The organism is Amycolatopsis sp. FBCC-B4732, from assembly GCF_023008405.1.
Taxonomy (GTDB): domain Bacteria; phylum Actinomycetota; class Actinomycetes; order Mycobacteriales; family Pseudonocardiaceae; genus Amycolatopsis; species Amycolatopsis pretoriensis_A.
Map to the genome: position 1 here is coordinate 7,254,174 of NZ_CP095376.1, position 11,638 is coordinate 7,265,811.

Genomic DNA, 11,638 nt, shown 5'->3' on the forward strand with positions numbered 1-11,638 from the left:
CTGCTCCCAGGCGTGCTGCTCCAGTGGCTGATCGACCCGGACCACGCGCCGCCGGGCGCCGGCGTGATCTGCGGCCCGCACCGGATCACGCAGGCCGTCCTCGGCCGACCAGGAGCGCCCGAAGGACACGTCGGGGCGCTTGAGGCTCAGGCGGTGACCAGGTCCGCGCCGGTGAAGAACGCCGGCGCGGCCGCCATCGCGGCGTCGTCCAGCAGCACGTCGCCGGGGCGACTGCCGTTGCCCAGCAGCACCCCGCCCCAGTTCATGCCCAGGTACTCCGCGCAGAGTTCGAGCGTGCCGATCAGCGGCTGGGCCTCGCGCGCGGTTTCGCTCAGCACGCTGACGCCCCACAACGACTTCCCGCGCATCCGCGGCTTGAACTCCACCGGCAGGCGCATCCAGCCGGACCAGTAGTCGAGGTAGAGCTTCACGCTCGCCGCGACCGAGTACCAGTACACCGGCGACACGACCACGATGTCGGTCGCGGCGAAGGTCGCGTCCATCAGCAGCTGCTCGTTCTCGCCCGGCTCGGGGTGCGAACCGGCGCCGTGGCGGCGGTCTTCGAACGGCGGCAGCGGCACCTCCGGCAGCCGGATCCAGCGTTGCTCGACGTCCGGCGGCAGGGCCTTCGCCGCCCGCCGGGCCAGCATCTCCGTGTTGCCGCCGGCCCGCGCGGCGCCCACCAGGAACAGGAAGCTGCGGTCGCTCATGTCCGAACCCCTCCAGTTATTTGCATGTACATATAAAGACTGCCCATGGACTATCCTGGCGTCAAGAGGAGGGCGGGAAATGACCGTCGACGAACAGTCCTGGGGCCGCATGCTCGTGCTGCACGCCCGGATCGAGCAGGACCTCGCCAAGGCCCTGCAGCGGCGCCACGGACTCGGCCTGTCCGAGTACCGCGCGCTCGGCAAGCTGGTCGCCGGACCGCGCGGCGGCCTGCGGATGCAGGAGCTGGCCGACGCGATCGGGCTCAACCAGAGCTCGGTCAGCCGGATGTGCGCCCGGCTCGAGGACGCCGGCCTGACCATCCGCGATCTGTGCGAGGACGACCGCCGCGGCGTCTACTCGGTGATCACCGACGCCGGCCGCAAGCGCTACTCCGAAACCGAGCCGACGTACTGCGCGGTGCTGCGGACGGCGCTCGACAAGGCCGCGAGCGACCCGGAGCTCGCCGGCGCGGTGGCCGCCGTCCGCGGCGCTTGACCCTTATATGCCTCGGTGGTTATATGCAGGCATGCCCGCGAAACTGCTGACCGACGAGGACCGCCCCGCCCTCCGGCTGGAACGCCGGCTGAAGCACGCGCCCGAGCAGGTCTGGCGCGCCATCACGGACCCGGCCGAACTCGAGCACTGGTTCCCGGCGAAGGTCGACGTCGAACTGCGTGCCGGCGGCGCGATCCGGTTCACCTTCCCCGGCGAGGACACCTCGACGACCGGCCGGGTCGTCACCGCCGACCCGCCGCGCGAGTTCACCTTCGTCTGGAACGACGACACCCTGCGCTGGCTCATCACCCCGGACGGCGACGGCAGCCTCCTGGTGTTCACGCACACCTTCGGCCGCGGCGAACCGGCGATCGCGAAGCTCGCCGCCGGCCGCACCGCCGCCGGCTGGGACAGCTGCCTCGAAGCGCTCGACGCGCGGCTGTCCGGCCGCGAAGCCGGGCAGCCGGCGGACTGGCACGCCCGGATGGCGTCCTATGTGGACGAATTCGGCCTCGGCGACGGCGAAGTCCTCGCCGACGGCACCATCCGCTTCCGCCGCGACCTCGTCTGGAAGCCGGTCGGCGAGGTCCGGGCGCTGCTGCCGGACGAGCCCGGCTGGCACGTGCACCAGGATCCCCTCGACGGCACCCGCGTCGAACTCACCGAGCCACCGGAAGCCGACGTCCCCGCCCAGCTGGCCCGGCGGCACGAGCAGCTCGACAAGCTGTTCGCCGCCACCCACGGCGTCACCCTGCCGGACTGGGCACCTGACCGCGTCGAAGCCGTACGCAAGCACTACGCGGAGCGTCCGACCCAGGGTTGACGCGCCCCACCGGGGTCCGCATTACGTTCGGTGCATGCGCATCCGCGTGGTTATCGACGTGCTGGCGGTCCTCGTCCTGGCGATCGGCGCCGGCGGCAACCTCGCCGCCGGCGCGTGGACGCTGCCGCTGTGGCTGCCCGCCTGGCTCGGCTGGACGATCCTGCTGACGGGCGTCACCCCGATCCTGCTGCGGCGCTGGTGGCCACGGCCCGCGTACATCCTTTCCCTGGTGCTGACCGCGGCGGCGATCCCGATCGGCGGGCCGGTGCTGGCGGTCGCCGTGGTGGCCGCCGGCTGCGCGCTGTACACGTTCGTCGTGCGCCGCGGCAGCCGCGCGTCGCGGGTCGGCTTCGCGGCCGGGCTGCTCGGGATCGGCCTGCTCGGCGTCGTGCTGCCGAACCCGAGCACCGCGACGACGGTGAACTTCGGGGCCTCGGCGCTGATCGTCGGGTTCGCGCTCGGCATCGCCGTCCACGGCCGCCGCGAATACGCCGCGATCGAGCGGGAAAACCACGCGCGGGAAGCGGTTTCCGCGGAACGGCTGCGGATCGCGCGGGAGATGCACGACGTCGTCGCGCACAGCATGAGCCTGATCGCGGTGAAGGCGGCGGTCGGCAACCACGTCGCCCTCGAACAGCCCGACCAGGCGCGGGAAGCGTTGCGCGTCATCGAAGACACGAGCCGCGAGACGCTGGCCGAACTGCGGCGCATGCTGGGCGTGCTGCGCGACGGCACGGGCGTCCCGGCCCTGGCGCCCGCCCCGACGCTCGACGACCTGCGCACGCTCGCCGACCGCGCGCAGCTGACCGGCCTGGCGGTCGACCTGACTGTCCAGGGCCTCGACGAACTGCCGGGCGGCGTCGGCCAGTCGGTGTACCGGATCGTGCAGGAGGCGCTGACCAACGTGGTCAAGCACGCGGCCGCGACGACGTGCCGGATCCGCGTCACGGGCGGCGAGGGCGAAGTCGGCATCGAGGTCCACGACGACGGCCGCGGTGGCGACGTCGTCCCCGGCCACGGCCTGATCGGGATGCGCGAACGCGTCGCGGTCTACGACGGGGAGTTCTCGGCAGCGCCTTCCGACGACGGCTTCCGCGTGTTCGCGCGGCTGCCCTACGAAGCGGCGGTGGGCCGATGACCCGCGTCCTGATCGCCGACGACCAGGCGTTGCTGCGCGGCAGCTTCCGGGTCCTGGTGGAGAGCGCCCCGGGCCTGGAGGTGGTCGGCGAGGCGTCCGACGGCGTCGAGGCGATCGCGCTGACGCGGCGCGAGAAGCCGGACGTCGTGCTGATGGACGTGCGCATGCCGTCGATGGACGGGATCGAGGCCACCCGGCGGATCTGCGCGGAGACCGACGTCCGCGTCCTGATGCTGACGACGTTCGACCTCGACGAGTACGTGTACGCGGCCCTGCGCGCGGGCGCGAGCGGCTTCCTGCTGAAGGACACCCGCCCGGCGGACCTGCTGGCGGCGATCGAGGTGGTGGCGTCCGGGGACGCGCTGCTGGCCCCCTCGGTGACCCGCCGCCTGGTCGCGGAATTCGCGAGGCTGCCGACGGGCCCGGTGACGCGGCTGGACGGCGTGACGGTGCGGGAGCAGGAGGTGCTGACGCTGATCGCGCGCGGGTTGTCGAACGACGAGATCGCGGCGCGCCTGCACCTGGGAATCGCGACGGTGAAGACCCACATCGGGCGGCTGCTGCACAAATTGGCGGCACGGGACCGGGCGCAACTGGTGATCGCGGCTTATGAATCGGGCTTGATCCGGCCGTCGGCGCAGTAACAGTTCAGGCATCAGCGGCGCGTGTACGGTAACCGCGATCGAGCCGCGGGCGACTCACCGGCACACGAGATTTCGAGGTGCCGGTCATGAACAGTCCACCGAACAACGAAAAACTGCGGAACTCCATCACCAAAACCTACCTCGCGCTGCGCTGGGGAATGGTCGGGATCGGCCTCGTCCTGCCCTTTTTCCTGCTGGTCGTCGACCAGTGGGTCACCACCGACCCGCTCCCGGATTCGATCAGCGGCTTCTACCACACCCCCTTGCGAGACGTGTTCGTCGGCGCTCTCGCCACGACCGGGGCTTTCCTGGTCCTCTACAAGATCTTCACCCCGCTCGAAAACTGGTTGCTGAACTTCGCGGGGATCAGCGTCGTCTTGGTGGCCATGCTGCCGTGCGCGGTGCCCGACGGCCTGCCGCCGGCCGACCACACCTTCCCGACCGCGCACAAGATCTGCGCGATCATCACCTTCGCCTGCCTCGGTGCGGTCGCGATGTTCTGCGCGAAAAAGTCGCTGGACGAGAGCATGCTCTCGAAAAAACAACTGACGATCTTCCGCGTGGTCTACCCGACGATCGGCGTGCTGATGGCCGCATTGCCCGGCGTGGTCGCCCTGTTCGACGCGGCAGGAATGGCCGATCTGTTCTGGGTCGAGTCCGCCGGGCTGTGGGTGTTCAGCGCCTACTGGGCCGCGAAAACGATCGAATTCGGGATCACGGGCGCCGAAAAGAAAGCGATCACCGGCTCGGCGCGCCCGCTACCCGACCGCGCGGGTGAAGGGGGCGAAGCGCCGAGTCCGGTCGCCGGGTAACGGGCGCCCGTCCAGCACGAGACGGGGTGCCGGCGGGCCGGGGACCAGCCCGCGCTCCCGCACCCACGCCGTGAGTGCCGGGAACCGGAAGTCCGGGTCCACCCGGACTTCCCCCGGCACCGTCCGCGCCGCGCCGCGGATCAGGGCCTTGGCCTGGTCCTCCGTCTCCGCCACCACCGGGCCGAGCACCGTCACGTGGCCGAGGTCCGTGCCGAACGTGAAACCGCCCTCGACGACGAACGGCGTCCCCAGGCTCTCCAGCAGCACCGTCCGGTCCACTCCGTGAGCCGCCCGGTCGAGCGGCAGCACGTCGGCCAAGGCACCGGGTGCCGCACCCGGTCCGCCGTCATCGACAAATCGACCTACGTGGCCTTGGCAGCCGCCGTCTTCGACGAAGCCCATCGACTCGTACAGCGGGCGGCCGGACGTCGACGCGTGGAGCCACACCACCGCCTCGCCCGCCGCCGCGACCGCGTGCGCCGTGAGCGCGCGGCCCAGTCCCTGCCGCTCGTACCGCGGTGCGACCAGCACCATCGAGATCGACGCCACCGAGCCGAACGTCACCAGCGCCGCGGTCGCCGCCAGGCCGTCGCCGTCCGGGGCGGGCACGCCGAACACGCGCCCGACCTGGTGGAGCAGGGTCCACTTCGGCGGCTCGCGCGGCCACGAGCGGGATTCGGCCAGGTCGGAGCAGGTGGGCAGGTCGGCCGCGGCGAGGGTGCGGATGTCCATGGACGTTGCCTACGCCACACGCGAAGTGACCGGCAAGTAGCTAAGCTCCCGTGGCATGAGCAGTGCGACGGAGCCGCTCGGGACGCCGCCCGAGGATGAACCGGACATCCACACCACGGCCGGCAAGCTGGCCGATCTGTACCGCCGGTACGACGAGGCGGTGCACGCGGGCTCGGCCCGCGCGGTGGAGAAGCAGCACGCCAAGGGCAAGAAAACCGCGCGAGAACGGATCGAGCTGCTGCTCGACGAGAACTCGTTCGTGGAGCTCGACGAGCTGGCCCGGCACCGCTCGACCAACTTCGGCCAGGAGAAGAACCGCCCGTACGGCGACGGCGTCGTCACCGGCTACGGCACGGTCGACGGCCGCCCGGTCTGCGTGTTCAGCCAGGACGTGACAATCTTCGGCGGCAGCCTCGGCGAGGTCTACGGCGAGAAGATCGTCAAGGTCATGGACCTGGCCATCAAGACTGGCCGCCCGATCATCGGCATCAACGAGGGCGGCGGCGCGCGCATCCAGGAAGGCGTCGTCTCGCTCGGCCTGTACGGCGAGATCTTCAACCGCAACGTCAAGGCGTCCGGCGTCATCCCGCAGATCTCGCTGATCATGGGCGCGAACGCGGGCGGGCACGTCTACTCCCCCGCGCTGACCGACTTCGTCGTGATGGTCGACGAGACGTCGCAGATGTTCATCACCGGCCCGGACGTCGTCAAGACGGTCACCGGCGAGGACGTCACCTTCGAGGAGCTCGGCGGCGGCCGCACCCACAACACGAAGTCCGGCGTCGCGCACTACCTCGGTTCCGACGACGAGGACGCCATCGCCTACGTCAAGGAACTGCTCTCCTACCTGCCGCAGAACAACCTGTCGGAAGCGCCGGTCTTCGAACCCTCGGACGCGCCGGCCGGCTTCTTCGACGACGTCACCGACGCCGACCGCGAGCTCGACACGATCATCCCGGATTCGCCGAACACCCCGTACGACATGCACGAGGTCATCAACCGCGTGGTCGACGACGGCGACTTCCTCGAGGTTCACGAGCTGTTCGCGCCGAACATCATCGTCGGCTTCGGCCGGGTGGACGGCCAGAGCGTCGGCGTCGTCGCCAACCAGCCCACGCAGTTCGCCGGCTGCCTCGACATCGACGCGTCCGAGAAGGCCGCGCGGTTCGTGCGCACCTGCGACGCGTTCAACATCCCGGTGCTCACCTTCGTCGACGTCCCGGGCTTCCTGCCGGGCACCGACCAGGAGTGGAACGGCATCATCCGCCGCGGCGCGAAGCTCATCTACGCCTACGCCGAAGCCACGGTCCCGCTGGTCACGATCATCACGCGCAAGGCGTACGGCGGCGCGTACGACGTCATGGGGTCGAAGCACCTCGGCGCCGACATCAACCTGGCGTGGCCGACCGCGCAGGTCGCGGTGATGGGTGCCCAGGGCGCGGCGAACATCGTGCACCGCAAGACCCTCGCGAACGCGGCGAACGAGGGCAAGGACGTCGACGCCCTGCGCGCGGAACTGATCCAGGAGTACGAGGACACGCTGCTCAACCCGTACGCGGCGGCCGAACGCGGCTACGTCGACTCGGTGATCGTGCCGGCGCACACCCGCGGGCACGTCGCGCGGGCGCTGTCGCTGCTGCGCAACAAGCGCGAGTCGCTCCCGCCCAAGAAGCACGGGAACATCCCGCTGTGACCGGCGAAGAGCGTCCCCTGCTGCGGGTGGTCCGCGGGAACCCGAGCGACGCCGAACTGGCGGCGCTGACGGCGGTCGTCGCCGCGGCGTCGTCGGCTTCGCCCGCGGAGAAGCCGAAGCCGCGTACGTCGTGGTGGGGCGATCACGCGGCTTCGCTGCGCAAGCCGCTCCACGCCGGCGAAGGCGCTTGGCGCGCTTCGGGGCTTCCCGGCTTCTAACGCGACAGGGCGTCGAGGAAGACGGTCGGGACCTCGTTTTCCCGGACGACCCGGCCGAGCAGCGCCGCGAGCCGGTCGCGGTCCGGGGCGCCCAGACCCGCGGCCAGCTCGGCGACGCGCCGGCACGTCGCCGCGTAGAAGTCCTCGGCGAGTTCGCGGCCTTCGCCGGTCAGGACGACGTGCACGGCCCGCCGGTCGTCCGGGTCGGGCTCGCGGCGCACGAGCCCGCGCCGGACCGCGCGGTCGACCAGGCCGGTGAGGCTGGACTTCTCCAGGTGCAGTGTCGCGCCGAGCTCGCCCATGCCGTACGGCTGGGCCATCAGCACGCACAGCAGCTGGCCCTGCTGCACGGTGAGCCCGTACTCGCGGGCCGACTCGGCGTAGACGGCGTTCACCAGGAACGACGCCCGCACGAGCCCGGCCACGACACCGAGGTCCTCCCCGCTCTTCCCCATCCCCCCAGCCTACTTCGCGACGGCCTCGCGCACGGCGGGCACGATTTCCCCGGCCCACCGCGCGGCGGCGACGGCGTCGGGCGTGCTGCCGCCGGGCCCGAAGAGCACGAACCCGGCGGCTTCGTGCTCCAGCACGGCACCGGTCAGCTCCTCGATCCACTGCGCCGTCGAGCCCCCGATCCAGCGTCCGTCCTCGGCGCGCGTCTTCGGCAGCGGCGCCGCGGTGATGCGGCCGGGGAAGTTGTAGACGGTGACGATGTCCCCGGGTTCCCGCCCGGCGTCGACGGCGGCCTGGTCGATGACCGGGCGCGAGGTGCGGTACCGCTCGCTGAGCCAGTCGGCGGCGCGCCCGGGCATCCACCCGTCGGCCACGCGTCCGGTGACGGCGAGGGACTTGGGCCCGACCGAGCCGGTCCAGACGGGCGGCAGCTGTTCCCGGGCGGGTTCGAGGTTCGTGACCCGGTGGAACTCGCCGTCGAAGGTCACAGGTTCGCCGCCCCCACCGAGCAGCTTGACGAGCCGGATGCCCTCTTCGAAGGCGCGGACAGCTTGACCGGGCGTCAGCTTGGTGAAGCCGAGGCGCGCGATGTCGTCCCAGAGCCCGCCGACGCCCATCCCGAGCACGATCCGCCCCCCGGTCAGCGCGGACAGGGAGGTGATGGTGCGAGCAAGCATCGCGGCGGGCCGGGTGGGCAGGTTGGTGACGGAGACGAGCCCGGAGATCCGTTCGGTTTTCCCCAGCAGCACACCGAGTTCGGCGTAGGCGTCGAGCCGATCGGCGTAGTACGGGTGATCGGAGACGGTGACGAGGTCGAGCCCGGCGCGGTCGGCCTGGACGGCGAGTTCGAGGGTGTCGGGGATGGCCGCGGTGGCGGTGGAGACGCCGATGCCGAAGTGGGTCATGGTTCCTCCCAGTTTTAGTTCGCACTACGAACTTAACATACAGTTCGTGGTGCGAACTAACTGGCGATCACGGAGGTCCGGTCTTCGAGCCGCACGGCATCAGCCTCCAGGCACCGCCGGAAGGGGTTGTCGTTGATCCGCTCGAGACGGCTTGCCCACATGGCGCAGACCACCGCCACGAGCCCGGCCGGCACGAACGCGGCCACGGTGTACCAGGTCAGCCACAAGCCGAGGGTGATGGTGCCGAAGACCAGCAGGGGCACAGCGATCGCGCCGGCCGCCAGCCCCAGTGCCCCGGCCACGAAATCGTGTTCGGAGAACACGAAGCCGATGAGCACCATGGGGATGAAGAGTTGAAGGACCCAGCTCACCCAGGTCGGCCCCAACGGCCAGGAACCGGTCAGCACCAAGATCGAGCGGACCACCCCCGCCAGCAGCGGGCCACCAACGGCCAACCCCACCCCGACAACCGACGTGACCAACAGAGCCTGCGTGCTCCGACGCGGTTTCCGCACTGTTGGCCAATCTTGGGCGCGGATCGGCGTTTCCTTCCGCCCCGGGATGACGTAGCCGTAGATCACCGCACGCACCGGCCACCTCAGCAGCTCCACCAACCGGCGCTCGTACACCCGCAGTCCGGCCCGGGTGGCGAGGGAATCGATCCTGCTCTCGTCGGCCGCACTCGGTTCCGGCCGTTTGGCGGCTTCCCGGAAGTACTGCTCGAGGTCCAGCCGGGTGCGCAGCAAGTAACGAATCATTGCCCGCTCGGACCACAGCCGGTCGATTGCCCGCAAGGCGAGCGGGATACCCAAGCGGGAGTCGATGACGGCGACGCCCTCGGGAAGGTCGGCGAGGCTCGAACGGTCGAGCCACCAGCCGATCCGATCGGCGATGAGGGTCAGGGGACCGTCCGGCGACTCGCTGAACGGCTGCCAGAACCACCGATCGATTTCGAGACCGTCCTTCGGGACCGGTTGCCGCTTCAGTTCCTCCTCCACGTTGGGGTCGCTGAGTAGCGCGGCGAGCCACCACGCGGCCCGGAGGGCGACCGGGGAGTGGTCCCAGATGAGCTGGGCGAGGGCGGCCGCCGCGGCGGGAGTGCCCACGGTGGCCAGGTCGTCGACCGCCCACAGGTATCCGTCGGCGGCGCGGGCGATGAGGACCGGCAAAGCCAGCTCGCCCATGCCGCGCAACGCCGCCCTGCGATCCTCGTCGGCGCCGTTCCAGGTCGCCAGGGCTTCGGCGGCCTCGACCCGCCCGGATGCCGACAGCGCCAGCATTGCGTCAGCCTTGGCGTCCCCACCGGTGTTGACGATGGTGATCAGCCGCCGCAGGACCTCCTGCCCCCGCGGCCGGCCGTCGGCCGCCACGGTGCCGACCGCGGCGACGATCGCCGGCCGGTCCAGATCCGGCTTGCCCAGGCGGCCCAGGAAGTGGTCGACGACCTGCCGCGCGAACGCGCTGTCGACGCGTTTCACCTCGGCCAGGCACTCCAGGGCGAGGATCTTGTGGTGCGTCTCGGGTGAGCCGAAGATCCGGTGGATCACCTTGGTGCTGTCCTGGTTGCTCGCACCGCACCAAAGCTTCACCGTCTCCCGCCACGCCAGCGGGTCCGCGAGATACCGCCGCAGCAGGCCGTCCGAGTCGTCGGCCAGCTCGGTCGCCGCCAGGTACTCCTGCAGCGTGAGGTGACGGAAGACGAAGTCGGTCCGATTCTTGGTGAGCGACACCAGCAGCTGGCTGCGGTCGACGATCTCGTCGAGTAGGGGCTTGATGTGCGCCTGGTCGAGGTTGAGATCGGGCAGCAGCTCCCGGGTCGTCGTGTCCAGTAGCTTCTTCGTGACGGTCAGGCGGTCGTCGACCTCGGTCGTGCTTTCCATCGTGACCAGGGCGACGCGCTGCAGCACCGCCAGCTTCTCGCCGACTTCGTACACCGTAAGCGAGTCGGCCCGGCCGAGGTCGGTATCCCGACGCAACAGGTGGGTGATCGCTTCCTGGTAGAACGCCGGGCGCGAAGTCGGCAGCCGGCGGCCGGTTTTGGCGAAGACCTCGGTCTGCAGGTACGCGATCATCGTCAGCAGCAGCGGGCTGCGCGCGAGACGCATCAGCGCGGGGTTCTTCTGCAAGCTCGCGAACACCTCGGCCGCCGCCGAAGTCCCGGCGAGCCCCTCCCACTTACCCAGGAACCGGATGATCGCCGCGTCGTCGAACTCCGCCACCCGGACGACGTGGGTGAACCGCGGTCCGAGGGGCTGGCCCTGGTACACGACGTCCCGGCAGGTCACGATCACTTGACACTCCGGGTAGTCCCGCGCGAAGTCGCGCAGCATGCCGAACACGCGGTGCTGCTGGGCGCGGCCGACTTCGTCGAGGCCGTCGAGCAGCAGGGTCAGCCGGCCGTCCCGCAACGCCTGCTCCGCCACCTCCTTGACCGCGTCCCGGTGGCGGGACCGGGCGGGGTACGCCCGAGCCAGTTCGGACACCACGAGGTCGACCAGCGACGCCGAGCCGTCGTTGCACCGGTGCAGCTCGATCAAGACGGGCATCCGCTCCGTCGCGCCCGCCCGGACCCGGCGCACCCACATCAGCATCGAGTTCTTCAGCAGCAGCGACTTGCCTGCGCCGGCGGGACCGATGACGACCGACTGGGGTTGCTCGCGGATCTTCTCGTAGAGGTCCTCCCGGCCGCCCTCCCGCTCGTACTGGAGGGGGACGTAGACGCTGTCGATGTCGATCACTCGGTCGGTCACGAACCCGAGAGCGTGACGCGAATAGTCCCGCGACACGACTTCGGCGTAGCGGCGGATCAACCGCTTCCGCAGCTTCGTTTTCCGGGACAACAGCGCTGTCGACCGGTCGAACGCCTTCGCACCCGACTTTTTGAAGTACTCGCCGAAGAACTGCTTCGACGCCCACACCACCACGACCGCGACGACGAGTACGACGAAGCCGAAGGGCAGCAGGTACCGGGAAAGATCGACTCCACCGACCGTCACAGAACACGGAGTCGACCG

The 11,638-nt window shown here is 70.3% G+C and carries 12 protein-coding genes; 7 read left to right on the plus strand and 5 right to left on the minus strand.

Going from position 1 to position 11,638, the window contains the following annotated elements; translation table 11 throughout:
• Positions 1–146: 146 nt before the first annotated feature.
• Positions 147–710, minus strand: a complete 564-nt coding sequence (locus MUY14_RS32040) for a flavodoxin family protein (RefSeq protein WP_247014651.1) — start codon at positions 708–710, stop codon at positions 147–149.
• A 79-nt stretch (positions 711–789) separates the two neighbouring features.
• On the opposite strand from MUY14_RS32040, the gene MUY14_RS32045 reads away from it, so the two are divergent.
• The 5 genes from MUY14_RS32045 to MUY14_RS32065 all read left to right on the plus strand — a co-directional run bounded on the left by MUY14_RS32045 (position 790) and on the right by MUY14_RS32065 (position 4,623).
• Positions 790–1,206 (plus strand): MarR family winged helix-turn-helix transcriptional regulator, encoded by a 417-nt coding sequence (locus MUY14_RS32045; RefSeq protein ID WP_247014653.1) that lies wholly within the window; start codon positions 790–792, stop codon positions 1,204–1,206.
• A gap of 31 nt (positions 1,207–1,237) precedes the next feature.
• Positions 1,238–2,029, plus strand: a complete 792-nt coding sequence (locus MUY14_RS32050) for an SRPBCC family protein (RefSeq protein WP_247014655.1) — start codon at positions 1,238–1,240, stop codon at positions 2,027–2,029.
• A 34-nt stretch (positions 2,030–2,063) separates the two neighbouring features.
• Positions 2,064–3,167 carry a sensor histidine kinase gene (locus MUY14_RS32055; protein ID WP_247014657.1) on the plus strand — a complete coding sequence of 368 codons (1,104 nt, stop codon included), beginning with the start codon at positions 2,064–2,066 and terminating at the stop codon, positions 3,165–3,167.
• Positions 3,164–3,811, plus strand: a complete 648-nt coding sequence (locus tag MUY14_RS32060) for a response regulator transcription factor (protein ID WP_247014659.1) — start codon at positions 3,164–3,166, stop codon at positions 3,809–3,811. The genes MUY14_RS32055 and MUY14_RS32060 overlap by 4 nt, the downstream gene beginning before the upstream one ends.
• 86 nt (positions 3,812–3,897) lie before the next feature.
• Entirely contained in the window at positions 3,898–4,623 is a 726-nt protein-coding gene (locus tag MUY14_RS32065) for a hypothetical protein (protein ID WP_247014661.1), read from the plus strand.
• Here MUY14_RS32065 and MUY14_RS32070 read toward each other — a convergent pair.
• Positions 4,570–5,355 carry a GNAT family N-acetyltransferase gene (locus MUY14_RS32070; protein ID WP_247014663.1) on the minus strand — a complete coding sequence of 262 codons (786 nt, stop codon included), beginning with the start codon at positions 5,353–5,355 and terminating at the stop codon, positions 4,570–4,572. The two genes, MUY14_RS32065 and MUY14_RS32070, sit on opposite strands and share 54 nt — an antisense overlap.
• 55 nt (positions 5,356–5,410) lie before the next feature.
• On the opposite strand from MUY14_RS32070, the gene MUY14_RS32075 reads away from it, so the two are divergent.
• Both MUY14_RS32075 and MUY14_RS32080 read left to right on the plus strand, forming a co-directional pair.
• Positions 5,411–7,048 carry an acyl-CoA carboxylase subunit beta gene (locus MUY14_RS32075; RefSeq protein WP_247014665.1) on the plus strand — a complete coding sequence of 546 codons (1,638 nt, stop codon included), beginning with the start codon at positions 5,411–5,413 and terminating at the stop codon, positions 7,046–7,048.
• Positions 7,045–7,266: an acyl-CoA carboxylase subunit epsilon gene (locus MUY14_RS32080; RefSeq protein ID WP_247014667.1), complete on the plus strand. Its 222-nt coding sequence runs from the start codon at positions 7,045–7,047 to the stop codon at positions 7,264–7,266. The genes MUY14_RS32075 and MUY14_RS32080 overlap by 4 nt, the downstream gene beginning before the upstream one ends.
• On the opposite strand, the gene MUY14_RS32085 is transcribed toward MUY14_RS32080, so the two are convergent.
• The 3 genes from MUY14_RS32085 to MUY14_RS32095 are packed head-to-tail and all read right to left on the minus strand — an operon-like array spanning position 7,263 to position 11,620.
• Positions 7,263–7,721 (minus strand): MarR family winged helix-turn-helix transcriptional regulator, encoded by a 459-nt coding sequence (locus tag MUY14_RS32085; protein ID WP_247014669.1) that lies wholly within the window; start codon positions 7,719–7,721, stop codon positions 7,263–7,265. The genes MUY14_RS32080 and MUY14_RS32085 overlap by 4 nt on opposite strands.
• A 9-nt stretch (positions 7,722–7,730) precedes the next feature.
• On the minus strand, positions 7,731–8,624 hold the full coding sequence (locus MUY14_RS32090; RefSeq protein WP_247014672.1) for an LLM class flavin-dependent oxidoreductase: 894 nt from the start codon (positions 8,622–8,624) through the stop codon (positions 7,731–7,733).
• 56 nt (positions 8,625–8,680) lie between these two features.
• Positions 8,681–11,620, minus strand: coding sequence for an NACHT domain-containing NTPase (locus MUY14_RS32095; RefSeq protein ID WP_247014674.1), 2,940 nt, complete (start codon positions 11,618–11,620; stop codon positions 8,681–8,683).
• Between the last annotated feature and the right edge of the window lie 18 nt (positions 11,621–11,638).